The sequence below is a fragment of the Streptomyces sp. CCM_MD2014 genome (assembly GCF_000772045.1).
GTDB classification, from domain to species: Bacteria; Actinomycetota; Actinomycetes; order Streptomycetales; family Streptomycetaceae; genus Streptomyces; species Streptomyces salinarius.
Window position 1 is genome coordinate 3,784,009 of the sequence record NZ_CP009754.1, and the last position, 24,453, is coordinate 3,808,461.

Here is a 24,453-nt window from a genome sequence, read left to right on the forward strand (position 1 = left end):
AGGCCATCCGTTCCGTTGAACAGTGTCGACACACCCGGTGCGTGGTCGCGGAGACGGCATTCCCTTGGTCGGGTCTGTACATCTGCGAACGGAGACCCCTCGTGCGAATGACCGACATCCAGCGCTGCGAGATCCGTCCCGGGCGCCTCGTCGAGTGGACGCTCAGCCCCGGCACGCTCGACATCGCGGCGGCGTTGCCCGAGGACACGCGACCGCCCGCGTACATCCAGGAGTCGCACATCCGCACGGCACGGTCGGTGCGCGAGGACGGCCTGTTCGTGCCGACCTGGCTCGGCGCGGCCTTCGACCTCCCCGGCCCGGTCGACCTCGACGTGCTCCAGGAGGCGTTGCGCGCCTGGACCCTGCGGCACGAGACGCTGCGCAGCGGATTCCGGTGGAGCGGCGGGAGCGGTGACGCGATGCGCCGGTTCACGCTCGACGCGGACGCCGTGGCCCTGCACCGCGAGGACGTCGGCGACTTCCCCGACGCGGAGGTACTGGCCCGGCACCTCCAGGACCGCTTCGACCGGGTCGCCGACGCGCTGCGCTGGCCCAACCTCATCTACACGGCGGTCGTCCGCGACGACGGCGTCAGCGTCTACATGGCCTTCGACCACAGCAACGTCGACGCCTACTCCATCTACCGCATCCCCGCCGAGGTCGGCGAGCTGTACACCGCCGGTCTGGCGGGGCGGACCGTGCCGCAGCCCCGGGTCGGCTCCTACGTCGACTTCTGCGAGGCGGAGCGGGCGGACGCGGACCGGATCGACGGCGACCACGACATCGTCGCCCGCTGGCGGGAGTTCATCCGGCGCTGCGACGGGCGGCTGCCGTCCTTCCCCGTCGACCTGGGCCTCACGCCCGGCGGGGCGCTGCCCGAACAGCGGATGCTGCGCGAGCCGTTGGTGGACGCGGCCGACGCCGCCGCGTTCGAGGCGTACTGCCGTCCCTACGGCGGCAGCCTCGTCGGCGTGCTGGCCGCGACCGCGCTGATCGTCCACGAGATCGGCGGCGAGCCCGTCTACCGCACCGTCGTGCCCTTCCACACCCGGTCGCGGTCCCAGTGGACGGAGTCCGTCGGCTGGTACGTGGGCGGCGCGCCGATCGAGGTCCCGGTGGACCGGGCCCGCGACTTCCCCGCCGCCCTGCGCACGGTCCGCGCCGAACTCCAGGCCAACCGGCGGATGTCCCGGATGCCGATCGACCGGGTGCTGCGCCTGCTCGGCACGGACTTCCGGCCGACCTCACCCGACCTGTACTCGATCGTGTCGTACGTCGACGCCCGCGGCGTCCCCGGCGCCGACAGCTGGCCGGACCGGACGGCGTACGCGCTGCTCCGGGTCTCCTACGGCGACCAGGTGTGCGCCTGGGTCACCCGGCTCCCGGAGGGCCTGTGGTTCGCCAGCCGCTACCCGGACACCGACGTCGCCCACAAGAACCTGCGGCTGTACGTCGAGCGGCTGCGGGACGTCGTCACCTCGGTCGGTCAGAAGCCCACCGACTGAAGGGCACCGAGACCGACGTCGGCGTAGGAGTGCTTGCCGGAGACGAAGATGTTGACGCCGTAGTAGTTGAAGATCCAGCAGGCGAAGGCGACCAGGGCCAGGTAGGCGGCCTTGCGGCCCTTCCAGCCGGCGGTGGCGCGGGCGTGCAGGTAGCAGGCGTAGGCGACCCAGGTGATGAAGGACCAGGTCTCCTTGGGGTCCCAGCCCCAGTACCGGCCCCAGGCGTCGCCCGCCCAGATGGCGCCCGCGATGATCGTGAACGTCCACAGCGGGAAGACGGCGGCGTTGACGCGGTAGGCGAACTTGTCGAGGGAGGCGGCGGCGGGCAGCCGGTCCAGGACGGAGCTGGCGAAGCGGCCGGGGGTGCCGCCGGAGGCCAGCTTGCTCTCGAAGTTGTCCTTGAAGAGGTACAGGATCGTGCCGACCGCGCCGACGTAGAAGACCGCGCCGCAGAGGATGGCGGTCGAGACGTGGATGTAGAGCCAGTACGAGTGGAGGGCGGGGACCAGCTGGTCGCTCGCCGTGTACAGGACCGTGACGGCGAGGCCGAGGTCGAGCAGGACCGTGGTGGCCAGCGGCAGGCCGAGCCAGCGGACGTTCTTCTTCAGCAGGAGCAGCACGAGGTACACGCCGACGGCGACCGTCGTGAAGGTGATGTTGAACTCGTACATGTTGCCCCACGGCGCCCGCTTCACGGACAGCGCGCGGGTGAGGACGCCGCCGGCCTCGATGGCGAAGGCGAGCACGGTGAGCGAGACGGCGATCCGCCCGTAGAGGTCGCCCTTCTCGGTGCCGCCGTGCGCGCCCGGCCCGTCGGGCACGTCGCGGGTGCCGGAGGCGGCGCGTACGACGACCTCGGGGCGCTCCAGTACGGCGGTGCCGCCGGCCTTCTTCACGGTCACGGCCGGGCCGGTCTTGGCGGCGCCCGCCTTGGCCTGGCTCGTGGCGGTGAGCGCGGCGGCGGTGCGGCCGACCTTGCTGCGGCTACCGAAGAGCCACTCGGCGATGTGCGCGAAGAAGGCCAGGGTGTAGACGGCCATCGCGGAGTAGATCAGCGTGTTGCTGACGTTCGCGAGATGCTCGTTGGTTGCGGCGGCGAGAGTCACTTCTCAGCACTCCTTCGGGTGAACGTCCCGGCACCAGGTGGTCGGGCGGTGGAGTCTGCAGCAGGATGGCGTGCGTGTTACCGGGCTGGTTTCAACCCGGCCGGCGTTGATCGTGGAAGACCTTGAGGGCCGCTGGCCCGCTGGGCGGCGAGAGCCGGGAATCTCCCTTGTTCCGCGGGGGAGAGGATTCAATTCTTCTCAGCCCCTTCAGACGCGGAGTCGGAGCCGGACGCATCGTCCGGCTCCGGGGCTGTCCCGGGGCCGGACGCGCCGGGTGCCTGGTCGTACAGGACCCCGGCGAGGTCGCCGAGCTCCTCGGGGACCTTCGCGGACTCGCTGCGGCCGAGGCCGGCCATCTCCACGACGGTCACGCCGTCGGCACCGCGCACCGCCCGCACCCAGACGCGGCGGCGCTGGATGAACAGCGAGCCGGCCAGGCCCAAGATGGCGACGATCGCGCCGCCGAGCGCCCAGCCGCTGCCGGGCTGCTGCGTGACCTGGAAGCCGGCCCACTCCTGGACGCCGTCGAAGGTGACCGAGCCGGCGCCGTTCGGGAGGGTCATGGTCTCGCCGACCTTGAGCTGCTTCTTGAACAGCTCGCCGTCGGAGTCCTTGAACTCCTTCAGGTTGGTCTTGTCGAGCTGGTAGATGCTCTGCGGGATGCCCGCGTCCACGCCGAGGTCGCCGTGGTAGGCGGAGAGGGCGAGCATCGGGTTGATCAGCGCCGGGAAGGTGGAGCGCATGCCGCTGCCCTCGCCGCCGTAGGTCGGCAGGAAGAAGGCGTTGAAGCCGAGCTGTTCCTTCTCGCCCTTGGCGTTGCGGTAGCCGTCCATGACCTTGACGGCGCCGGAGGAGGTGACGTTGCCGTCCAGCGGCAGCAGGGCCACCGCCTGCTTGTCCATCACCACGTCGCCCTTGGCGTCCTTGACGGTGAGGATGGGCGCGTAGCCGTGGCTGACGAGGTACACCTTGGAGCCGTCGATGTTCAGCGGCTTGTTGACCTCGATGGTCTTCGGCTTCTCGGCGCCGTCGGCACCCTCGCTGTAGGTGACCTTGGCCTCGTAGACGCGCGGGGTTCCGCGGTTGGGGCCGGTCGCCTCGTAGGTGCCGTGGAAGTCCTTCAGGGTGAAGCTGAAGGGGGCCAGGTCGTGGTCCGGGTCGAAGAGGTTGCCGGACTTGAAGTCGTCGTACTGGGTGAGGGTGTTGGCGAAGCCGTCGCCCTCCAGGATCAGCTTGTTGCCCTCGTACTTGAACAGCTGGCCCCACGCGAAGGCGACCAGCAGCACGATCAGCGCGATGTGGAAGGCGAGGTTGCCGACCTCCCGCAGGTAGCCCTTCTCGGCGGCGACCGCGTCACCGGCGGCGTCCGCGCGGAAGCGGCGCTTCTTCAGCAGCTTCAGCGCGGCCTCGCGGACCTCCTCGGGCTCGGCCGCGGTGCGCCAGGTGGTGTAGGCGGGCAGCCGGTCCAGGCGGCGGGGGGCGCGGGGCGGGCGGCCGCGGAGCTGGCCGACGAACTGCCAGGTGCGCGGGACGATGCACCCGATGAGGGAGACGAACAGCAGGATGTAGATCGCGGAGAACCACACCGAGCTGTAGACGTGGAAGAGGCCGAGCTTGTCGTAGACCGGCGCCAGGATGTCGTGGTTCTGGCGGAACTCCTCGACCTTCACGGCGTCGATACCGTCCTGCGGGATCAGCGACCCCGGGATGGCACCCAGCGACACCAGCAGGAGCAGGATCAGCGCGACGCGCATCGAGGTGAGCTGGCGCCAGAACCAGCGGGCCCAGCCGATCACGCCGAGCGAGGGGAGGTTCGGGGCCTCCTCGGCGGGGGCGGTGGAGAGCTGGGAGCCGGCGGCGCCGAGATCCTGGTCGCCGCCTTCGGCCTTCGGCTGCTTGCCGGGGTCGGTACCGGGGGTGGTTTTCGAAGTGGTGCTCATCGGTCAGATCCCCACAGTGAAGCCGTTGGACCAGGTCTGCATGTCCTGCACGAGGGTGTCCCACACGCCGGTCAGCAGCAGGAGGCCGGTCGCGATCATCATGACGCCGCCGACGCGCATCACCCAGACATAGTGCCGCTTGACCCAGCCGAAGGCGCCGAGCGCCTTGCGGAAGGCGACCGCGGCGAGGACGAAGGGGACGCCGAGACCGAGGCAGTAGGCGACGGTCAGTACGGCGCCGCGGCCGGCGGTGCCCTGGTCGGCGGAGAGTGCCAGCACGGAGGCGAGGGTCGGGCCGATGCAGGGCGTCCAGCCGATGCCGAACAGGGCGCCGAGTATCGGGGCGCCGACCAGGCCGTTCACCGGCTTCTTGTGGAAGCGGAACTCGCGCTGGGTGAGCCAGGGCATCAGGCCCATGAAGAACACGCCCATGAGGATCATGAACGCGCCCAGGATGTCGGTCAGCACGCTCCGGTTCTCCTGGAGCGTCTGGCCGAAGTAGCCGAACAGCGCGCCGCTGGAGACGAAGACCGCGGTGAAGCCGAGGACGAAGAGGGAGGCTCCGGCGACCATGCGGCCGCGCCGGGCCTCGCCGAGGTCGGTTCCGGTGACCCCGGTCACGTAGGAGAGGTAGCCGGGGACGAGGGGCAGGACGCAGGGGGAGAAGAAGGAGACGAGACCGCCGAGCACGGCGATGGGGAGGGCCACCAGCAGGGCGCCGCTGAACACCGTGCTGTTGTAGCCCGCCGTCTCGGCGAGGGTGATCGCTGCGGACACGTCACTTCTCCGGCTTGGCGGAGTCGGCGGACCCGTCGGACTCGTCGCCGAGGTACGGGTCGAGCATTTTGCGCAGCTTCTCCTCGCTGAGTGCCTGGAGGGTGCGCGCGGCGACCTTGCCCTCCCGGTCGATGATGAGCGTGGAGGGGACGGCCTGCGGGTTGAGGGTGCCCTTCTCGAAGCGGAGCAGGAGCTTGCCGCTCGGGTCGTAGAGGCTCGGGTAGGTGACCCCGTAGTCCTTCTCGAAGGCGCGGGCCGGGCCGGTGGAGGTGTCTCGGGTGTTGATGCCGACGAACTGGACGCCCTGGTCCTTGACGTCCTGGTAGACCTTCTCGAAGTTCTTGGCCTCGGCGCGACAGGGCGGGCACCAGGAGCCCCAGACGTTGAGGACGACGACCTTGCCCTCGTAGTCGGCGACGTCGAGCTGTCCCCCGTCGACGGTCTCGCCGGACAGCTCGGGGGCGTCGGCGCGCTCGCCCTCCTTCGCGGTCGCGATGCCGTCGGAGCCGGTGATGAAGCCCGTCTGGCCGCCGCCGCCCGAGGTGCCGCCGGAGCTGCACGCGGACACGAGGAGCGCCGCGGCGGCTGCGCCGACGGCGAGGGCGGCCCGGCTGCGGACGCGGGCCCGGACACGGCCGGACGCGCGGCCGGCGGTGCGGTTCGTGCGGTTCGAGCGCAGGGGGGCGCGGCTGGCGGCACTCATGTGAAAAGTTTCGCATGTCCGTTCCGGGGATCTTTCGCACCCCCCTCACGGGCGGAAACCCGCATCTCAGGCGGCGTTCCCGGAGGGTGTGGAGCCCGCGGAGGACGTGTCCTTGAGGAAGGCGTTCCAGCCCCCGGCGGGCCGCTGCCCCACCTCGACCGTACGGAGCTTGGCGAGCACCTCGGGCTTCTGCACGTCCAGCCAGTCCGTGAACTGCCGGAAGGAGACGAGCCGGATGTCCCCGCCCTTCTCCTTCTCCCGCGCGATGTGCTTGAGGGCGTTCTCGACGGCGTCCATGTAGATGCCGCCGTTCCACTCCTCGAAGTGGTTGCCGATGAAGAAGGGTGCCCGGTTCGTCTCGTACGCCCGCTTGAAGCCGGATATGTACGCCTTGGTGGCCTGTTCGCGCCAGCCCGGGTAGTTGTACGCCGGGGCCTTGGTCGAGTTCACCGACTGGTTGGCGAGGATGTTGTAGTCCATCGAGAGGACCTCGAAGGAGTGGCCGGGGAACGGTATCTGCTGCAACGGCAGGTCCCAGATCCCGTCCTTCTTCACCGGCCACACCTGGCGGCCGCCGGGCGAGGAGGCGTCGTAGCGCCAGCCCAGCTCGCGGGCGGTGGGCAGCAGGTTGTCCTGGCCGAGCAGACAGGGCGTGCGGCCGCCGACGAGTTCCTTGTCGTAGTCGAACGGCAGGGCGGGCAGGTCGGTCCAGCCGCTGTTGGTCTTCCACTCCTTGACGAAGGATTTCGCCTGGTCGATCTCGCTGCGCCACTGCGCGGGCGTCCAGTTGCCGACGCTGCCGCCGCCCCCGCAGAAGTGGCCGTTGAAGTGGGTGCCGATCTCGTGCCCGTCCAGCCAGGCCCGGCGGACGTTCTTCAGCGTCGCCTTGATGTGCTCGTCGGTGAGGTATCCGATGTCGGAGGCGCCGCGCGGGTTGTTCGGCGGGTCGTAGAGGCGCTTCTTCGACTCGGGCAGCAGGTACAGGCCCGAGAGGAAGAAGGTCATGTGCGCGCCGTGTTCCCGGGCGAGGTCCAGGAAACGCGGGAAGAGCCCGTTGCCGACCTCGCCTGCCCCGTCCCAGGAGAAGACGACGAACTGCGGCGGCGTCTGGCCGGGTTCCAGCGGCACGGGTGCGCCGGGCTGGTGCGGCTGCTTGCCGGTGTACGACGTGGAGCCGTCGCCGATGGGCTTCGCCGGGGCCTTGCCGCTGCCGGAGGGCGACGGCTTCCCGGCGTCCCCGGAGCCACCGGCCTGGTGCGAGCCGTCCGTCGAGGGGTGGGAGCCGGTGCCGCAGGCCGAGAGCCCGACCGCCGCCGCGGCCCCCGCGCCGAGTCCGAGTATCCCCCTGCGGGTGAGAGTGCGGTTGGTAGTGCGCATCGCAACCTCGTTCGTCGCGTCCTTGGGTGGTCACTGGGTGAGAGGACGCGACGAACGTGCGGGTTCCGGAAATATGTGCGGGTTGGGTAACAGCGACCCCACAGAAACGGTTCCGCGGCGGCGAACCGGCTGGAGCCCCGGGACCGGACCGGAGACCGAACCGGCGGGTGCCCGGGACCGGGGCGACCGTCAGGCCCCGTAGGCCTTCCCCTGCCCCTTCACGGGCTTGGCGCCCGCGAGCAGGTGGGCCGGGACGAGGTCGCGGGCCGGCTCGGTGTAGCCGACGGAGACGATCCGGTCGCCCCGGTACGTGAACGTCGTCAGGGACGCCAGCGTGCACTGCCGCTTGCGCGGGTCGTGCCACAGCCGCCGCCGCTCGACGTACGACCGAAGGATCCAGATCGGCAGCTGGTGGCTGACGACCACGGCCTCGTGCCCGCGTGCCCGGTCCCGGGCGGCGTCGATCGCGCCCTTCATCCGCACCACCTGGTCGACGTACGGCTCGCCCCAGGACGGCTTGAACGGGTTGACCACGTGCTTCCAGTTGGCCGGCCGGCGCAGCGCTCCGTCGCCGATGCCGAAGGTCTTGCCCTGGAAGACGTTCTCGGCCTCGATGAGGCGCGCGTCGGTGTCGAGGTCGAGCCCGTGCGTCTTGGCGATCGGCGTCGCGGTCTCCTGCGCCCGCTCCAGCGGGGAGGCGACGACGTACGTCACGTCGCGGGGCGCGAGGTGCTCGGCGACCCGCTCCGCCATGCGCCGGCCCAGCTCGGAGAGGTGGTAGCCGGGCAGCCGCCCGTACAGGACACCGGTGGGGTTCTCGACCTCGCCGTGCCGCATGACGTGGACGACGGTCAGCTCTTCGCCGTTCTCGTGGTTCCCGTTGCTCATGCCGTCGCCTCCGCGGCCGCGCGGGCCGCCGCCGGGAGGGCGTCGGCGATGCGCTGGACGGCCCGCTCGTCGTGGGCGGTGGAGACGAACCAGGACTCGAAGGAGGACGGCGGCAGATAGACGCCGTTGGAGAGGAGGGAGTGGAAGAAGGCGGTGAACCGGAAGGACTCCTGCGCCTTGGCGTCCTCGTAGTTGCGCACCGGCCGGTCGGTGAAGAACACGGAGAACATGTTGGAGGCGGTCTGCAGCGTGTGCGCGACGCCCTCCTTGGCCAGCGCCTCGGTCACGAGCGACTGGATCCGCGCGGACACCGCGTCGACCTTCTCGTACGCGGCGTCGTCGAGGAGCCTCAGCTGGGCGAGCCCGGCGGCGGTGGCGACCGGGTTCCCGGAGAGGGTGCCGGCCTGGTAGACGGGCCCGGCCGGCGCCAGGTGCGCCATGACGTCCGCCCGTCCTCCGAACGCGGCGGCGGGGAACCCGCCCCCCATCACCTTCCCGAAGGTCATGAGGTCGGGCACGACCCCCTCGACCCCGAACCACCCGGCGCGGCTGGTCCGGAACCCGGTCATGACCTCGTCGGACACGAACAGCGCGCCGTTCGCGGCGCAGGCGTCCTTGAGTCCCTGGTTGAACCCGGGCAGCGGCGGCACGACGCCCATGTTGCCGGGCGACGCCTCCGTGATCACGCAGGCGATCTCGCCGGGGTGGGCGGCGAAGGCGGCGTACACGGCCTCCAGGTCGTTGTACGGCAGCACGATCGTGTCGCTCGCCTGGGCGCCGGTGACACCGGGGGTGTCGGGCAGTGCGAAGGTGGCGACGCCGGAACCGGCCGCGGCGAGCAGCGAGTCGACGTGGCCGTGGTAGCACCCGGCGAACTTGATCACCTTGGTGCGCTGCGTGAACCCGCGGGCGAGCCGGATGGCCGACATGGTGGCCTCGGTCCCGCTCGACACGAGCCGCACCTCCTCCAGCGGCGCCACCCGCTCCACCATCGCCTCGGCGAGCGCGACCTCGCCCTCGGCCGGCGTGCCGAACGAGGTCCCGCGCGCGACCGCCTCCTGCACGGCGGCGATCACCTCGGGGTGCGCGTGCCCGAGGATCATCGGCCCCCAGGAGCACACGAGGTCGACGTACTCACGGCCGTCCGCGTCCGTCAGATACGGCCCGCTGCCGGACACCATGAACCGGGGCGTGCCGCCGACGGCGCGGAAGGCGCGCACCGGGGAGTTCACGCCGCCGGGCGTGACGGCCGCCGCGCGGTCGAACAGAGCCTGCGAGGCCGGTGCTTCGTATGGATATGCCAGTTCGCTCATGACCTGCGACTTCTCCGACCTTCTCGACCTTCTCCGACGTATCGGACCCTGCGCGGGTCCCGCTCGGCCGCTGGTTGCCCAGGGTGACTTCGACAAGGGTAGACAACCGCCCCGAATGCCGTGCCGTCTGCCAGACTGGAGCCCATCCACGCAGCTCACCGGGGCGGCACGGGCGCGGCTGTCGGCCGCCCCGCGAACGCACGGCCGACATATGACGTACATATGTTTCACCGCACGTTTCGGCGAGCGGCCGTGGGGGAGGTCACTGACACGATGATCGGGTTGCGCGGCGGGGGCCACGCGTCCTAGAAAAGCAGTCGGGTGGAGATATGCATCGCGGTGGCGGACTGGGCGAGGGGACCGACGACCTGGGTCCTCGACGTGCCCGGCGGGGAAGGCACCGACGCGAGGCGGAGGAAGCGTCCGAAGCACGTCAGGCACACGGCACTCCCGGCGAGCCCGACCGGCTCTCCGGGCGGGCCGACCGGCTGGGGGCGGGGAGCAGGAATGGTGGTCGGGTGGGGGTGACCTACAAGTACTTCGGCGCGCCCGACGGCGCGACCGCGGCCCGCGTCCCGATCTCGATGCGCCCCGAGGAACTGGGCGGCGACGAGCTCGGCATGAACGGCATGTTCACCAAGATCAAGCCGGAGACCATGGCCGCCATGGTCCTCACCGGCATCGAGGGCGTCCCCCTGCACAAGGTGCCCCCGCTGGAACTGGTCGTCCTGCACCCCGACTACGCGGTCGTGAAGCTCCCGATGACCGTCGTCGACCCGCTGCGCGGCATCGGCGAGGAGGCGGTCGGCGCCGCGGCCTTCATATGGTCGACGGTCCCCGACCGGGGCGGGCCGCGGGACGCGTTCAACGTGTACCAGTTGCTGCACGAGTGGCAGGACTTCAGCCACCGGCTGCACGAGGCGGGGCATCAGCCGTACTGCCTGGTGTGGCCCTGATCCGGGGTTTTGTAGCGGTCGGGCGGGGCCTTCGGGTCTCGCCCTTCTGCTTGCCGGGGAGGGGCCGTCAGGCGGCCAGGGCACATGGACGGCACAGCGGTTTCGCCGGGGGCGGAGCTGTGCCCCGGCCGGCGGCCGGTCCGCTCGCTCGGTTGACCCACCAGAGGGAACCGTGCGGCGTGCGGGCGTGAGCGGTGGCTGGAAAGCACCGATGCTGAACAGACTGGGAGCCACGTCTGCGCTCGTCGCCCGAGAACGGGGTACCCCGGCGGCGCGAGTCCCCCCTCGGCCCCAGGAGGCACGCCCCATGACGTTCAATCCGCTGGAACAACGGGGTATCCCGTTGGACCGCCAGGTACGCAACTGGCGTGAGCTGAACGTGGCTCCGATCGACCCGGACCACTGTGACCCGTACACCCGGTGCCGGATCATCACGATGAACGGGATCGAGGTGGAGGCGATCATGTTCAGCCACCAGCTCGCCCGCCACACGGTCGATCCCGAGATCAAGCGGCAGCTGGCACGGGTGCGCTACATCGAGGCGCAGCAGCAGAAGGTCGTGAACTGGCTGCTCCCGGGCGTTTCCTCCGTGCTGGAGACGACGATCGCGTACGAGCAGGTGGCGGTGGACCTGACGGCGTGGGTGGCGCGGATGGAGCCGGACCCGTACCTGAAGCAGGCGTACCAGTTCGGTGTGCTGGAGGACTTCGACCACCTGTACCGGTACGCGAACCTGTACGAGATGATCGAGCACCGCAAGGCGGAGTCGATCGTGGACGGCCTGACCGAGGTCATGCCCGGCCGGCCCACGCGGTACCACCACCGGGACGCCTACGACAACGTCCGCGACCCGTACGCCAAGGACCAGGCGAACCCGCTGTCGAAGCTGCACGCGCTGACGATCATGTCGGCGGAGCAGCAGACCATGAACTTCTACATGAACACCGGCCCGACCTACATGGAGCCGATCGCGCGTCAGCTCTACCAGGAGATCGGGCTGATCGAGGAGGAGCACGTCACGCACTACGAGTCCCTGGTGGACCCGGGTGAGACGTGGTGGGAGCAGCTCGTCAACCACGAGTACAACGAGTGCTACCTGTACTACTCCTTCATGGAGCAGGAGAGCGATCCCAGGGTCAAGGCGATCTGGGAGCTGCACCTGAACATGGAGCTGGAGCACCTGCACGCCGCCTGCGACCTGATGCGCCGCCACGACGGCCGCGACCCCGCCTCGGTGCTGGCTCCCGAGCTGCCCAACGTGCTCACCTTCGAGCCGAACAAGGGCTACCTGCGCGAGCTGCTGGACACGCAGATGGACCTCACGACGCTCGGCGCCGGCTATGTGCGGGAGGCGCACGAGCGGTTCGAGCAGATGCAGGAGCAGATCCACGGTGGCGAGGCGCCTCCCAGCGACCGGGTCATGACCGAGCACGACGAGATGTTCGGCCGCGAGTACCGCGTCCAGTCCGAGGGCGAGCACCCCGACCCGACGCAGCGCGAGAAGTAGGGGAGGCCGAGATGTCCGGACTGCACACCCCGCACGCCGGGGACGACATGGCCGAGGACGACGACGTCGTCTCCCTGCTGATGCGCCAGCACGGTGACATCCGCAACCTCTTCGACGAGGTCGAGGCGGCCACGGGCGAGGAGCGCCGGGACGCCTTCCGCCGCCTGGTGCGCCTGCTCGCGGTGCACGAGACCGCCGAGGAGGAGGTCGTCCACCCCTTCGCCCGCAAGGGCTTCCCCGGCGGCGAGCAGGTGGTGAAGGACCGTCTCGCCGAGGAGAAGGCGGCCAAGGAGACGCTGGCCGCCCTCGACGAACTGGACACCGACGACCCGAAGTTCATGCCGCGGCTGCTCAAGCTGCGCAAGGACGTCCAGGCCCACGCGCGGGCCGAGGAACGCTACGAGTTCACCCACATCCGCCGCAGCACCGACGTCACCAACCTCGCCTCGATGGCCAAGGCCATCAAGGCCGCCGAGGCCATGGCACCCACCCGCCCCCACCCGGGCGTCGAGTCCGGGGCGAAGAACATGGCCCTCGGACCGGTCGCCGCCCTGATGGACCGCACCAAGGACACCGTCCGCAAAGCCATGGGCAAGTAGGTCCGAAGCAGCCGCGTCCCGGGCCGGGAGGCCCACAGGCCCGGGACGCTCGGTCCGCGGACCGCACCGGCAGGGGGGATCGTCCGAAGAGGGACGAGACCCCTGGTCAGACAGCTCTCTGACGCTCCGTCGGACGGCACCGTTGCGGTGCTCCCGGCGTGCCCGTCACCTTGCCACCGCGACGGAGGTGCACCCCTGAGTCGAACGTGGGGCGCTCCGGCCCGACGGTGTCAGTCGCCGAGCGCCTGGCGGAGCGTGTCGCGGCAATCGATCACGGCGTCGACACCGACGAGGCTCAGCGTGCGCCGCACCGTCTCGCCGGGTGCGGCCAGACGCAACCAGCCGCCGGCCTCACTGACCGCACGGTGAGCGGCGATGAAGATGTTGATGCCGCTGGAGTCCATGAAGGTGACCTGGCGCATGTCGACCACGATCCGGGGACGGGGATCGTCACGGGCGTCCAACGCCCGGCGGAGGGCGTCGCCGGAGTCGTGATCGATCTCCCCGGCCGGCGCCACCACACGGATGCCTTCGGTGGCCGTGGCCACAACCGACAACCGGCCGGTCTGGTCGGCGCGTTCGATGCCCGTCTTCTTCCCCTCCGTCATGCCTGTGATCCTGGCACACCGAGTCCCTGCCCAAGGGCCACCCGGCACGACCGAGGCCGCTTTGCGACGTGGCGAAGACGACAGACCTCGGAAGGCATGGCCTGCGGCGACCGGGGTATGGGGCGAGCACTGTGAACGGGGGAGCGAATGAGGGAAGAGGCGGCAGGACCGCACTCGGCGGAGGAAGGCGGGACGACACGGGACGGCCGAGCGGCACACACCACCGTGATGCTGGCCGGCGACGGACCGTGCATCGCCCAAGCCCGTCACAAGGCCGCGGCCTTCCTCGTCCAGGCACGGGCCGAGCACGATCTGCCGGTGTCGCGACGGGCCATAGACCTGACGCAGTTGGTGGTCAGCGAACTCGTGACCAACGCCCGCAAATACGCACCGGGCCCGATACTGATGGCCCTGCGCATCACGGGGAAGACGGTGGAGATCTCGGTGTGGGACTCCGATCCGGTACTGCCGGTGGCCCGCGCCGCGGACGCCGGCCGGGTGGGACAGCACGGGCTGGAAATCGTCATGGCCGTCGCCCAGAGTTTCGAGGCGCGGCGCGAGCCGGTCGGCAAACGCATCAGCGTCGGCGTAGCCCTCCTGGACGCACCCGGCCTGGGAAGCGCCGCCGCCTGACACACACCGCCCCTCGCACGGGACGCAGCCGGCCGCCTGCGCTCGGGGACGGGCGCGTGGGCCGGCGTGACGGGCCAGGACCGCGTGCGGCTCTTGGAGCGGAACGGCGGGCAAAGCCGCACCCTGCGCGTGTTCGAGGAGATACTCAGCCACGACGGAGAGCCCGATGTCGGCGTGCTGGGAGATCTCCCGTAGGACCTGAAACCGTCACTGGGGCTGATCCGGGGCCTCGGCAGCCGTGCCTGCCGCCGTGGGTGCGTCGAGCTGCACGAGCTGCGGTTCCGGGGCGGCGCAGCATCCGCCGCCGTCGGCCTGCCGGGTGTCCGGGGTGTCGAAGAGGCCCGCGCCACCGCACACTCCGGTCTCGGGGAGGGTGAGTTCGACCCGGTCCGCGGAGTCGAGGTCGCCGGCGATCGCGGCGGCGACGGAGCGGACCTGCTCGTAGCCGGTCATGGCCAGGAAGGTGGGGGCGCGGCCGTAGGACTTCATGCCGACCAGGTGGACGCCCTGTTCGGGGTGGGACAGCTCGCGGTGGCCGTGCGGGTAGACGGTGCCGCAGGAGTGCTGGTTGGGGTCGATCAGCGGGGCCAGGGCGAGCGGGGCCTGGAGGCGTTCGTCCAGGCCCAGGCGCAGCTCGTTCAGGAAGGACAGGTCGGGGCGGAAGCCGGTCAGCACGATGACCTCGTCCACCGGGTCGAGACGGCGGCCGTCCTCACCCACCAGGACGAGGCGGCCGTCGGCGTCGCGTTCGAAGGCTTCGGTGCGGAAGCCGGTGACCGCGTCCGCGTACCCCTCGTCGACGGCGGCCTTCGCGGCGAGGCCGAGGGCGCCGCGGGCGGGCAGCTGATCGGCGGTGCCGCCGCCGAAGGTGGACCCGGAGATGCCCCGGCGCAGGATCCACACGCCCTTCGTCCCCGCGCCGTCGGCGGACTCCGCCAGCTCGGCGAGGTACGCGAGCGCGGTGAAGGCGGAGGCGCCCGAGCCGACGACGGCCGTGCGCTTACCCGCGTAACGGGCGCGGACGGCCGGGTTCTTCAGGTCCGGTACGCGGTAGGTGATCCGGTCGGCCGCCGCCTTCTCGCCGAGCGCGGGCAGGCCGCTGCCGCCGGCCGGAGCGGGTGTGGTCCAGGTGCCGGAGGCGTCGATCACGGCGCGGGCGAGGATGCGCTCCTCGCGGCCGTCGGTGTACTCGACGTGCACGACGAACGGCTGCCGCTCCCGGTCGGCGTCGACGATCCGGTCGCGGCCGGCGCGAGAGACACCGGTGACCGCGGCACCGGTGCGGACCCTGTCGCCGAGGGCGTCCGCGAGCGGCCGCAGGTACCGCTCGGCCCACTCTCCGCCGGAGGGATACGCCGCCGGGTCGGGGCGCGCCCAGCCGGTGGGGGCGAGGAGCTTCTCGGCGACCGGGTCGACGACCTCGCCCCAGGTGGAGAACAGGCGCACGTGGCTCCACTCACGCACGGCCGCGCCGGCCCGGGCGCCCGCTTCCAGGACGAGGGGCTCGATGCCTCGCTCGACGAGGTGAGCGGCGGCGGCGAGCCCGACGGGGCCGGCCCCGATGACGACGACGGGGAGCTGCTGGGTGCTCATGATGCTCGGTCTCCTCCAGGGGCGAAGGGGGTCAGCGGGCGTGGGCGGAAGCTGTCGACCGGGTGCGCTGCCGCCGTTGGGCGGCCGCGTGGCTCTCGCCGGCCCGAGCGCAGCCGTCGCAGAAGCGGACGCCGGCGACGACCTCTTGCTTCGATGTCTGTCGATACCGTCCACACCTCGGAGCTTGCCTCTCATATCGACGAGTGTCAACATAGACGCATGTCGAATTCAGAGGTCGTGGAGCTCTCCGCCCCGCGGGACGGTGACGTCGTACCGTGCTGCCCGCCGATCACCGCCGGAGAGCTGTCCCGGGCGGACGCGGAGAAGATGGCCGCCATGTTCAAGGCGCTGTCGGACCCGGTGCGCCTGCGGCTGTTCTCCAAGATCGCCTCACACCCGGGCGGGGAGGCGTGCGTGTGCGACATCGCGGACGTCGGCGTGTCCCAGCCGACCGTCTCCCACCACCTGAAGAAGTTGCGCGAGGCCGGTCTGCTGACCTCCGAGCGGCGCGGCACGTGGGTCTACTACCGGGTCGCGCCGTCCGTGGTGGCGGCCATGGCCGCGATGCTCGAGCTGCGCGGCTGACCGCCGGCCACCACCACGTCCGTGCACCGCGTCACGGCGCCGTCGCCGCCCCGGCGGCGAACCTCCGGCGCCAGGCCAGCGCGACGTGGACCAGACCGATCAGCACCGGGACTTCGATGAGGGGGCCGACCACGCCGGACAGGGCCTGGCCGGAGGTGACGCCGAAGGTGGCGATGGCGACCGCGATGGCCAGCTCGAAGTTGTTGCCCGCCGCGGTGAACGCCAGCGTGGCGGTGCGGTCGTAGGCGAGCCCCAGGCCCTTGCCGAGCAGGAAGGTGCCGAAGAACATGACCGCGAAGTAGACCAGCAGCGGCAGCGCGATGCGGGCGACGTCCAGGGGCTGGGAGGTGATGGTCCTGCCCTGCAGGGCGAAGAGGACGACGATCGTGAACAGCAGCCCGTACAGCGCCCACGGCCCGATCTTCGGCAGGAAGCGCTGTTCGTAGCCCTCGCGGCCCATCCTCCGCTCACCGATCCGGCGGGTCAGGAAGCCGGCCAGCAGCGGGACTCCGAGGAAGACGACCACGTTCAGGGCGATCTTCCACATCGAGACGTCCAGGTGCTCTCCGTCACCGAGGCCGAGCAGGCCGGGCAGCAGGTCGAGGTAGAACCAGCCGAGCAGGCCGAACGCCAGGACCTGGAAGACCGAGTTCAGCGCGACCAGTACGGCCGCGGCCTCGCGGTCGCCGCAGGCGAGGTCGTTCCAGATGATCACCATGGCGATGCAGCGGGCCAGGCCGACGACGATCAGGCCGGTGCGGTACTCGGGCAGGTCCGGCAGGAAGATCCACGCCAGGGCGAACATCACCGCGGGTCCGATGATCCAGTTGACGACCAGGGAGGTGATCATCAGCTTCCGGTCGCCGGTGACGGCGTCCAGCCGGTCGTAGCGGACCTTGGCGAGGACCGGGTACATCATCACGAGCAGGCCGAGCGCGATCGGCAGGGAGACACCGTCGGCCTCCACCTTCGCCAGCGCGCCGTTCAGCCCCGGAACGGCCCGTCCGAGCCCGAGGCCGACGGCCATGGCGAGGAGGATCCAGACCGCGAGGTAGCGGTCGAGGGTGGAGAGCTTACCGACGACCGAGTCGTCGCCGCCCCCGGTCCGTGCGGAGGCGGCGGGCTCGGCGGAGGTCACGGGCAGGCCCTCTTGTTCTCGGCGGCGGCGCGGGCGGAGGCGGCGAGTTCGGCGAACTGCTCGGACAGACCGGTCAGGATTTCGGGCTTGAGCCTGTAGTAGGTGTAGCGACCGCAGGGCTCGGTCTCCACGATCCCGGCCTCGCGCAGCACCTTCATGTGGTTGGAGAGGTTGGTCTGCCTGGCTCCGGTCTCCTCGACCAGGTGCGTCGTGCAGAGCGTCTCGCGCGCCAGGAGGGTCACGATCCGAAGGCGGAGCGGATCGCCCAGCACCCGGATCACGTCAGGATCGACTGAAGTCAGCATGCGCTGATACTTTCACATCATCGCTCGCTGATACCAGCGAGGGCTGAAGTCATCGGCGGCCCGGTGCCGCCGTGCGACGGGAGAGAACCACCTTCATGGCCGACAAGCCGTCCGTCCTGTTCGTCTGCGTCCACAACGCCGGCCGCTCCCAGATGGCCGCCGCGTGGCTGACCCACCTGGCCGGCGACCGCGTCGAGGTCCGCTCCGCCGGTTCCGCCCCCGGCGACCGGGTCAACCCGGCCGCCGTCGAGGCCATGGCCGAGGCCGGCATCGACATCTCCGAGGAGATACCGAAGATGCTCACCGTCGACGCGGTCCGCGAGTCGGACGTGTGCGTCACCATGGGCTGCGGCGACACCTGCCCGGTCTTCCCCGGCAAGCGCTACCTGGACTGGGAGCTGGAGGATCCGGCCGGCCAGGGCATCGAGGCCGTCCGCCCTATCCGCGACGCGATCAGGGCCCGCGTCGAATCCCTCATCGCCGAAATCACCGAAATCGACGAGAAGCGGGAGGCGTGACCCCGCGCCGGGGGGGCCGATCGACTGGAGTGGCACGGGTCTTCCCGTTGCTCCGCAGCGCGGCCGATGAGTTTGCGGCGCCCGGGCGGTCCAAGCTCGTGACACCCGAGGAAAGGACGCCGCCATGTCGGAGCTTCTCGTCGACTTCATCACCTCCCTCGACGGCTTCGCGTCGGGGCGGGGATGGCCGGGCTTCTGGGGCCTCGAGAGCCCGGAGTACCTCGCGTGGCTCGGTGAGCAGCCCGAGGTCACCTATCTGATGGGAGCGAACACCTACCGCCTGATGTCGGGCTTCGCCGCGGGCAGCGTCCCGAGCGGCCAGGACGAGTTCAGGCCCGAGGAGGAGACATCCGTCGACGAACTCACGCGGGCGTCCAAGGTGGTGTTCTCCTCCTCCCTCGAGGCGCCGCTGACGTGGGCCAACTCCACGCTCGTCCGCGACGACGCCGTCGAGGCGGTCCGGGCCATGAAGTCGAGCGGCTCGGGGCTCCTCAGCACGATCGGCAGCCTCAGCCTGTGCCGGTCACTGCTGCGGGCCGGACTCGTCGACCGCTTCCGGGTCGTGATGTTCCCGGTGATCACCGGCGCCACGGGCGAGGAACGCATCTACGACGGCTATCCGGACGTCGCCCTCACGATGACCGGGCACCGCACCTTCGACGGCGGCATCCAGTTGGTCGAGTACAAGCCGCGCGTGCTCGAGCACCCGCCGCTCGACGTCCCCGCGTGAGGTCGCCGGACGACGGGGCGGGCGACGAGGCCCATGACGACGCCGGTGGACACGGTCATGAGCAGCGGGACGTCATCGCCGGGCGGGTGCGCGGCTTCGGCGGTTCGGTAGTGCGACCGGTGCGGCGCGCGAGGGCGGCAGCGCTCGCTTCCCTGGCCTCGGGCAACCGCAGGGCGCCTCCGCGGGGGGCCCGTACGATGGGCGCGTGACCAGCCGCAACCGATCAAGCAGCCGCCCCGCCGGGCGGCTGTTCCTGCTGCTGGTGATGGCGGTGCTGGCCGGCGTGCTGGGCATGCACGGCCTCGCCCCCGGGGCGGCGCCGGCCGTGCGGGCGGGCGCGGGCCACGAGATGGCGACGGCCGCGGCGGAGGGTGTTCCGCATGCGGGCGGGGGATGTGGGCACACGGATGGCGGATCGGGTCACCTGGATCACGCCGACGGGACGTGCGCGGCCGCCGGAATCGGGTCGGCGTACGCGCCGCCCGCGCTGACCGGCGCCCTGCTGGACGCGCCGCCCGCGCCTGCGCCCGCCGCGGCGATGCCGGGGGCGCCGCATGACGGCCGGGCCCCACCCGACCTGTCCGAGCTGCAACTCCTGCGGATATAGAGCGGCCCGCTCGGTACCCCGGTAGCCGGTGTCTCCCCTCCCGGTGACGGGTGCCGCGCCTTCGCCTGCCCTCACATCCCTTCCCACCGCGCGCCGCGAACGGCGCGCCGCCAAGGAGTTGCACCACATGTCCCGCAAGCGTTCCCTCGTCCGCCGTACCGCCACCCTCGCCGCCGCCGGCGCGGCGACACTCGTCCTGGCCGCCTGCGGCGGCAGCGGCGACGGCGACAACACGGCCGGACACAACGGCCACGGCGCCACCGCTTCGCCCTCCCCCTCGACGTCGGCGTCGGCGTCGGCGTCGGCATCGCAGGGGCAGCACAACGCCGCCGACGTCGCCTTCGCGAAGGGGATGATCCCCCACCACCGCCAGGCCGTCGAGATGGCCGGCCTCGCGCCCGACCGTGCGCAGTCGGCCGAGGTGAAGAAGCTCGCCGCAGCCATCGAGAAGGCCCAGGACCCGGAGATCAAGACGCTCTCCGGGTGGCTGACCTCCTGGGGCGAGGAAGTGCCCGCCGAGGGTGCCATGGACCACTCCACCCATGACATGGGCGGCATGATGACGGCCGACGAGATGACCGGGCTCGAGAACTCCTCGGGCAAGGCGTTCGACACCGCCTTCCTGGAGATGATGATCAGGCATCACGAGGGCGCGGTCGAGATGGCGAAGACCGAGCAGGCCGACGGTGCCCACGGACCGGCCACCAGGATGGCCGGGGAGATCATCAGCTCGCAGAGCGCGGAGATCGAGCAGATGAACGAGCTGCTCGGCAAGGGCTGACAGCCCCACGCCGGTGCGGGGTGCACGCCGAGCCGTCCACCCCGCACCGGCCCGGCCGCCGACGGCCGGCGAACGTGGATGCTCCTCCTCGCCCGACAGCGAGTCCGGGTCACTCTCCGACCCCTCATACCCCCCAGGGGTATATACTTCCCGTGGTGGGGCTGCCAGAGGCCTTGCGGAACGCTCGAATGGAGAGGGGACGCCATGGACCACAGCACGCACCACTCCGCTGCCGCGCACGGCCACGGCACCACATGGGCGACGGCCATGAAGGCGACGCTGCACTGCCTCACCGGGTGCGCCATCGGGGAGATCCTCGGCATGGTCGTCGGCACCGCGCTGATGTGGGGAAACGTACCGACCATGGTGCTGGCCATCGCCCTGGCCTTCGTCTTCGGCTACTCCCTCACCCTCTTCGCGGTCGTGCGCGCCGGGGTGTCCGTGAAGGCCGCGGTCAAGGTGGCGCTGGCCGCCGACACCGTCTCCATCGCGGTGATGGAGCTCGTCGACAACGGCATCGTCGCCCTCGTGCCGGGCGCGATGGACGCGCACCTGTCGGACGGACTGTTCTGGTACGCCCTGCTGGGCGGCTTCGCCGTGGCGTTCCTGATCACCACGCCGGTCAACAAGTGGATGATCGGCCGCGGCAAGGGCCACGCCGTCGTCCACGCCTACCACTGACGGATCAAGGACGGGCGCGTGGGTCGGCGTGGCGGGCCAGGGCCGCGTGCAGTTCCCCGAGCAGGACGTCGGGCAGCGCCGCGCCCCGCGCGTGCGCGAGGAGGTGTTCGGCCACGGCGGAGAGCCTGATGTTGGTGTGCTGGGAGATCTCCCGCAGGACCGTGAACCCGTCGTCGGGGCTGATCCGGCCCAGGACGGTCAGGACGCCGATGGCCCGGTCGACGGTGGCGTGGGAGACGAGTGCCCGCTCGAGCTGTCTGTTCTCCGCCCGTACTCGCTCCAGTTCCCTCACCAGCTCGTCGGTCATTGCCGGCACGGACGGGGGGTGGTCGCCGGGACGTATGGACGAGGTCATGGCATCACCGGGTGGCAGCGGGCGGAGGCATCGTCCTTCGCCTGCCCCCGTTCCCGGTCGGCATCCGTACGACCGGGCACGGCATTACGATCTGCCGCCATGGACTGGCTGGAGCGGATCGCGAACCTGCGGCAGTGGACGAGGAGCGGCACCCGGGCGCCGCACAAACCGCTGCTGCTCTTGTACGCCCTCGGCCGGTTCCAGGACGATGCCGACGGCGGCCTGCGCTACACCGCGGTGGAGCACGACCTGCAGCGGCTGCTGACCGAGTACGGGCCGCCCCACAGGACGACGCCCGCCTACCCGTTCCACCACCTCGTCAACGACGACGTGTGGGAGGTGCGCACCGATCGCGGGCCCGGCAGCCCCGGAAGCGGGGTGGGGGACCTCCGCGCGACGGGCGCCACCGGTCGGCTCGCACCCGGCCTGAGAGCGGCGCTGCGCCGCGAACCGGAACTGCTCGGCAGAATCGCTCGGCTGCTGCTCGACCGGCACTTCCCGCCCTCGCTGCACGGCGAACTGTGCGAGGCGGTCGGTCTGGAGCCGGAGCCGGCGAAGGCGCAGCGGCTCTCGGCGGTACGCGGGCAGCGGGACCGGCGGATGCGGGAGTTGGTGCTGACCGCCTACGAGTACCGGTGCGCCTTCTGCGGTTACGACGGCAGGATCGGTGCCGTACCGGTCGGGCTGGAGGCGGCCCACGTCCGCTGGTGGGCGTTCGGCGGGCCCGACGTCGTCGAGAACGGGCTCTGCCTGTGCTCCTTGCACCACAAGCTCTTCGACAAGGGCGTCCTCGGCGTGGGCGACGATCTGCGCATCCTGGTCTCACAGCGCTTCGTCGGCCACAGCCCCGCCGCCCGCGCACACGTCACCGCTCTCGCGGGCCGGCCGCTCGGCGGCCCCCAGCCCGGTGCGCGCCCCGTGGCCGCCGTCCACCGCGACTGGCACGCCCGCCAGGTCTTCCACGGCGAACCGCGTCCCGCGCCGGCCGCCTGACCGCTGCTCGCCGGGGAAGGCCCGCCGGAGTCTGCGCTCCTGCGTCCGGCGTACGCCGGGTGGTCCGGGCCCGCCCGGCGGGTGACGCCGTCGGCACGCTCGCCGTCCTCGGGCTGTCCATGCCGGTCTTCCTGGCCGGCTACGAGATCGACGTCGTCGCCGTCCGCGGCGACACGCCGCGCCGCGTGGTCCCGGCCCTTCGCCCTCGTCGCCGGCATCGCGCCGGCGGTGTCCGCCTCGACCTGCCCGCCCCTGGTCGTCGCGGGGCCGCTCCGGCGGAGGAGGCCAGGGACTCGGAAGCCCGGTGATCGGTACTCGGTATGCTCTCCCGGCCGTGGCCGTCAGCCGACCGAGAGCAGCGAGAAGAGCACTGTGACCCCGTACGACCGCGAGTACGAGCACGAGTACGCCTACGAGAAGGACGGCGCGGCCATCTACCGCCAGTCCTTCGCGACCATCCGCGCGGAGGCCGACCTCTCCGGGCTGCCCGCGGACGTCGGCCGGGTCGCGGTCCGGATGATCCACGCCTGCGGGATGGTCGACCTGGTCCGCGACCTGTCCTGGACGCCCGGCGTCGTCTCCCGGGCCCGCGAGGCGCTGCGGGCCGGTGCGCCCGTCCTGTGCGACGTGCGGATGGTGGCCAGCGGCGTGACCCGCAAGCGGCTGCCCGCGGACAACGACGTGCTGTGCACGCTGTCCGACCCGGCCGTCCCGGAACTGGCGGCGAGACTCGGCACCACGCGCAGCGCCGCCGCCCTCGAGCTGTGGCGCGACCGGCTGGAGGGGGCCGTCGTCGCCGTCGGCAACGCGCCCACCGCGCTCTTCAGGCTCCTGGAGATGATCGACGCGGGGGCGCCCCGCCCGGCCGCCGTCATCGGTGTCCCCGTCGGCTTCGTCGGCGCCGCCGAGTCCAAGGACGCGCTGGCCGCCCACCCCTCGGGCGTGGAGCACCTCGTCGTACGGGGCCGTCGCGGGGGCAGTGCGATGGCCGCCGCCGCGATCAACGCGATCGCCAGCGAGGAGGAGTGAGCGGCGGGGTTCTGGGCTCGTACGTGAGCTGACAGCCCCGCGCGTGCCTCGCCCGGGCCTCGCCGACCCACCGGGCCGCCTCTTCCGGCTCGGCCACGACCGGTACTCCCTCCGGCACCGGCGGTCTGCGCACCACGATCACGGGCAGCCCCGCCTCGCGGGCGGCCGTCAGTTTCGGGGCGGTGGCCGCTCCCCCGCTGTCCTTGGTGACCAGGACGTCGATGCGGTGCCGGCGCAGCAGCTCGCGCTCGCCGTCGAGGCCGAAGGGGCCGCGGGCCCGCAGTACCTCCATGCGGGGCGGGCAGGGGCCCTCGGGCGCGTCGACGGACCGTACGAGGAACCACGGGCCGGACAGCGGGGCGAAGGCGGCCAGGCCCATGCGTCCGGTGGTCAGGAAGACCCGGCGGGCGGTGAGGGCGGGCAGCAGCTCGGCGGCTTCCGCCAGGGAACCGGCGTCGTGCCAGACGTCCCCCTCGGCCCGCCGCCAGTTGGGGCGGCGCAGGGCGAGGAGGGGGACGCGGGCCGTGGCGGCGGCGTGGGCCGCGTTGCGGGTGATGGTGTCGGCGAAGGGGTGCGTGGCGTCGACGAGGAGGTCCACCGCGTGCTCGCGGAGCCAGGCGGCGAGTCCCTCGGCACCGCCGAAGCCGCCGACGCGGGTCTCGCCCGGCGGGGTTCTGGGCGCGGAGACCCGTCCTGCCAGGGAGTTCGTCACACGAAGCCCGGCCGGGTGCCCGGCCGCCAGCAGTTCGGCCAGGCGGCGGGCCTCCGTGGTCCCGCCGAGGATCAGCACGTGCACGGCAGGCCTCCCACCTTCCCCGGGTTCCCCGGCTTCTCGCGGTCCCGCCACGGTTGTCGCGGCCGCCTCGACTCAAGCACACCCGCCGGCCGAGTTGCCGGGCGGTGCCGATGCGAGAAGGTGAGGAAGGTGAGGGGCACGGCCTCGAAGGGAGCGTGTGGTGAGCGGCGACCCCATCAGCGACACCGCGGTGCTCAACGCGCTGTTCGCCAACTCGCCCCAGGGGTTGTTCGTCTTCGACTCCGAGCAGAGGGTGGCCCGCTACAACCCGGCCGGCCGGGGCGTGCGGGGGCTGTCCGCCGAGGACGTCGTCGGGCAGGGCATCGAGGACTTCGCCCCCGGGTTCGAGGCGGCCGAGCTCCGGGGCCTGATCGACGAGGTCCTGGCGACGGGCGAGCCGTTGCGGGGCCGGCTGGTCCGGGGCAGGTCG

The 24,453-nt window shown here is 71.4% G+C and carries 27 protein-coding genes and 1 pseudogene; 15 read left to right on the forward strand and 13 right to left on the reverse strand.

Annotated elements, in window-relative coordinates; genetic code table 11:
• Window positions 1–101 precede the first annotated feature (101 nt).
• A complete protein-coding gene (locus NI25_RS16545; protein ID WP_061443189.1) occupies window positions 102–1,505 on the forward strand; it encodes a condensation domain-containing protein in 1,404 nt (467 codons plus the stop codon).
• Here the strand turns inward: NI25_RS16545 and ccsB are convergent.
• The 7 genes from ccsB to hemL all read right to left on the reverse strand — a co-directional run bounded on the left by ccsB (window position 1,487) and on the right by hemL (window position 9,609).
• The gene (ccsB, locus tag NI25_RS16550; protein WP_061443190.1) at window positions 1,487–2,611 is read right to left on the reverse strand and encodes a c-type cytochrome biogenesis protein CcsB; all 1,125 of its coding nucleotides are present in this window, start codon (window positions 2,609–2,611) and stop codon (window positions 1,487–1,489) included. The two genes, NI25_RS16545 and ccsB, sit on opposite strands and share 19 nt — an antisense overlap.
• A 188-nt stretch (window positions 2,612–2,799) precedes the next feature.
• Complete coding sequence (gene resB / locus NI25_RS16555) at window positions 2,800–4,551, reverse strand: cytochrome c biogenesis protein ResB (protein ID WP_061443191.1); 1,752 nt, start codon at window positions 4,549–4,551, stop codon at window positions 2,800–2,802.
• Between the two features lie 3 nt (window positions 4,552–4,554).
• Window positions 4,555–5,328 (reverse strand): cytochrome c biogenesis CcdA family protein, encoded by a 774-nt coding sequence (locus NI25_RS16560; protein ID WP_061443192.1) that lies wholly within the window; start codon window positions 5,326–5,328, stop codon window positions 4,555–4,557.
• Window position 5,329: 1 nt separating this feature from the next.
• On the reverse strand, window positions 5,330–6,031 hold the full coding sequence (locus NI25_RS16565) for a TlpA family protein disulfide reductase (RefSeq protein WP_061443193.1): 702 nt from the start codon (window positions 6,029–6,031) through the stop codon (window positions 5,330–5,332).
• 66 nt (window positions 6,032–6,097) lie between these two features.
• Complete coding sequence (locus NI25_RS16570) at window positions 6,098–7,408, reverse strand: hypothetical protein (protein WP_061443194.1); 1,311 nt, start codon at window positions 7,406–7,408, stop codon at window positions 6,098–6,100.
• A 189-nt stretch (window positions 7,409–7,597) separates the two neighbouring features.
• Window positions 7,598–8,296 (reverse strand): histidine phosphatase family protein, encoded by a 699-nt coding sequence (locus NI25_RS16575; protein ID WP_061443195.1) that lies wholly within the window; start codon window positions 8,294–8,296, stop codon window positions 7,598–7,600.
• Window positions 8,293–9,609 (reverse strand): glutamate-1-semialdehyde 2,1-aminomutase, encoded by a 1,317-nt coding sequence (gene hemL / locus NI25_RS16580; RefSeq protein ID WP_061443196.1) that lies wholly within the window; start codon window positions 9,607–9,609, stop codon window positions 8,293–8,295. The genes NI25_RS16575 and hemL overlap by 4 nt, the downstream gene beginning before the upstream one ends.
• A gap of 329 nt (window positions 9,610–9,938) precedes the next feature.
• Between hemL and NI25_RS16590 the strand changes: the two genes are divergently transcribed.
• From NI25_RS16590 to NI25_RS16600, 3 genes are all read left to right on the forward strand, one after another.
• On the forward strand, window positions 9,939–10,565 hold the full coding sequence (locus NI25_RS16590; protein WP_199560933.1) for a hypothetical protein: 627 nt from the start codon (window positions 9,939–9,941) through the stop codon (window positions 10,563–10,565).
• Between the two features lie 307 nt (window positions 10,566–10,872).
• Window positions 10,873–12,072, forward strand: coding sequence for a hypothetical protein (locus tag NI25_RS16595; protein WP_061443198.1), 1,200 nt, complete (start codon window positions 10,873–10,875; stop codon window positions 12,070–12,072).
• Between the two features lie 11 nt (window positions 12,073–12,083).
• A complete protein-coding gene (locus NI25_RS16600; RefSeq protein WP_061443199.1) occupies window positions 12,084–12,671 on the forward strand; it encodes a hemerythrin domain-containing protein in 588 nt (195 codons plus the stop codon).
• Between the two features lie 230 nt (window positions 12,672–12,901).
• Here the strand turns inward: NI25_RS16600 and NI25_RS16605 are convergent, their stop codons facing one another.
• The gene (locus NI25_RS16605; protein ID WP_078884637.1) at window positions 12,902–13,279 is read right to left on the reverse strand and encodes an STAS domain-containing protein; all 378 of its coding nucleotides are present in this window, start codon (window positions 13,277–13,279) and stop codon (window positions 12,902–12,904) included.
• A gap of 228 nt (window positions 13,280–13,507) precedes the next feature.
• On the opposite strand from NI25_RS16605, the gene NI25_RS16610 reads away from it, so the two are divergent.
• Window positions 13,508–13,912 carry an ATP-binding protein gene (locus tag NI25_RS16610; protein WP_078884638.1) on the forward strand — a complete coding sequence of 135 codons (405 nt, stop codon included), beginning with the start codon at window positions 13,508–13,510 and terminating at the stop codon, window positions 13,910–13,912.
• A 207-nt stretch (window positions 13,913–14,119) separates the two neighbouring features.
• Here NI25_RS16610 and NI25_RS16615 read toward each other — a convergent pair whose 3' ends face one another.
• Window positions 14,120–15,505 carry an NAD(P)-binding domain-containing protein gene (locus NI25_RS16615; protein WP_061443201.1) on the reverse strand — a complete coding sequence of 462 codons (1,386 nt, stop codon included), beginning with the start codon at window positions 15,503–15,505 and terminating at the stop codon, window positions 14,120–14,122.
• A 219-nt stretch (window positions 15,506–15,724) separates the two neighbouring features.
• Between NI25_RS16615 and NI25_RS16620 the strand changes: the two genes are divergently transcribed.
• Window positions 15,725–16,090, forward strand: a complete 366-nt coding sequence (locus NI25_RS16620) for an ArsR/SmtB family transcription factor (RefSeq protein WP_061443202.1) — start codon at window positions 15,725–15,727, stop codon at window positions 16,088–16,090.
• Window positions 16,091–16,121: 31 nt separating this feature from the next.
• On the opposite strand, the gene arsB is transcribed toward NI25_RS16620, so the two are convergent.
• Window positions 16,122–17,228, reverse strand: a complete 1,107-nt coding sequence (gene arsB, locus NI25_RS16625) for an ACR3 family arsenite efflux transporter (protein ID WP_061443203.1) — start codon at window positions 17,226–17,228, stop codon at window positions 16,122–16,124.
• Window positions 17,225–17,533 carry an ArsR/SmtB family transcription factor gene (locus tag NI25_RS16630; RefSeq protein ID WP_061443204.1) on the reverse strand — a complete coding sequence of 103 codons (309 nt, stop codon included), beginning with the start codon at window positions 17,531–17,533 and terminating at the stop codon, window positions 17,225–17,227. The genes arsB and NI25_RS16630 overlap by 4 nt, the downstream gene beginning before the upstream one ends.
• Window positions 17,534–17,628: 95 nt before the next feature.
• Between NI25_RS16630 and NI25_RS16635 the strand changes: the two genes are divergently transcribed.
• The 5 genes from NI25_RS16635 to NI25_RS16655 all read left to right on the forward strand — a co-directional run bounded on the left by NI25_RS16635 (window position 17,629) and on the right by NI25_RS16655 (window position 20,850).
• The gene (locus NI25_RS16635; RefSeq protein ID WP_061443205.1) at window positions 17,629–18,051 is read left to right on the forward strand and encodes an arsenate reductase ArsC; all 423 of its coding nucleotides are present in this window, start codon (window positions 17,629–17,631) and stop codon (window positions 18,049–18,051) included.
• Window positions 18,052–18,175: 124 nt separating this feature from the next.
• The gene (locus NI25_RS16640) at window positions 18,176–18,781 is read left to right on the forward strand and encodes a dihydrofolate reductase family protein (protein WP_061443206.1); all 606 of its coding nucleotides are present in this window, start codon (window positions 18,176–18,178) and stop codon (window positions 18,779–18,781) included.
• 205 nt (window positions 18,782–18,986) lie between these two features.
• The gene (locus NI25_RS16645; protein ID WP_061443207.1) at window positions 18,987–19,388 is read left to right on the forward strand and encodes a DUF6153 family protein; all 402 of its coding nucleotides are present in this window, start codon (window positions 18,987–18,989) and stop codon (window positions 19,386–19,388) included.
• Between the two features lie 127 nt (window positions 19,389–19,515).
• Window positions 19,516–20,169 (forward strand): DUF305 domain-containing protein, encoded by a 654-nt coding sequence (locus tag NI25_RS16650; protein ID WP_061443208.1) that lies wholly within the window; start codon window positions 19,516–19,518, stop codon window positions 20,167–20,169.
• Window positions 20,170–20,373: 204 nt separating this feature from the next.
• A complete protein-coding gene (locus NI25_RS16655; RefSeq protein WP_061443209.1) occupies window positions 20,374–20,850 on the forward strand; it encodes a DUF4396 domain-containing protein in 477 nt (158 codons plus the stop codon).
• Window positions 20,851–20,854: 4 nt separating this feature from the next.
• On the opposite strand, the gene NI25_RS16660 is transcribed toward NI25_RS16655, so the two are convergent.
• Complete coding sequence (locus NI25_RS16660) at window positions 20,855–21,205, reverse strand: ANTAR domain-containing protein (RefSeq protein WP_233520737.1); 351 nt, start codon at window positions 21,203–21,205, stop codon at window positions 20,855–20,857.
• Window positions 21,206–21,304: 99 nt separating this feature from the next.
• Here NI25_RS16660 and NI25_RS16665 point away from each other — a divergent pair, with 99 nt between their 5' ends.
• From NI25_RS16665 to NI25_RS16675, 3 genes are all read left to right on the forward strand, one after another.
• Entirely contained in the window at window positions 21,305–22,198 is an 894-nt protein-coding gene (locus tag NI25_RS16665; protein WP_061443210.1) for a phosphorothioated DNA-binding restriction endonuclease, read from the forward strand.
• 59 nt (window positions 22,199–22,257) lie between these two features.
• The gene (locus NI25_RS16670; protein WP_061443211.1) at window positions 22,258–22,506 is read left to right on the forward strand and encodes a hypothetical protein; all 249 of its coding nucleotides are present in this window, start codon (window positions 22,258–22,260) and stop codon (window positions 22,504–22,506) included.
• 64 nt (window positions 22,507–22,570) lie between these two features.
• Entirely contained in the window at window positions 22,571–23,227 is a 657-nt protein-coding gene (locus NI25_RS16675) for a precorrin-8X methylmutase (protein ID WP_061443212.1), read from the forward strand.
• On the opposite strand, the gene NI25_RS16680 is transcribed toward NI25_RS16675, so the two are convergent.
• Complete coding sequence (locus NI25_RS16680) at window positions 23,199–24,023, reverse strand: cobalt-precorrin-6A reductase (protein WP_078884639.1); 825 nt, start codon at window positions 24,021–24,023, stop codon at window positions 23,199–23,201. The two genes, NI25_RS16675 and NI25_RS16680, sit on opposite strands and share 29 nt — an antisense overlap.
• A 190-nt stretch (window positions 24,024–24,213) precedes the next feature.
• On the opposite strand from NI25_RS16680, the pseudogene NI25_RS40225 reads away from it, so the two are divergent.
• Window positions 24,214–24,444: pseudogene (locus tag NI25_RS40225) on the forward strand (PAS domain-containing protein); the annotation flags it as partial.
• Between the last annotated feature and the right edge of the window lie 9 nt (window positions 24,445–24,453).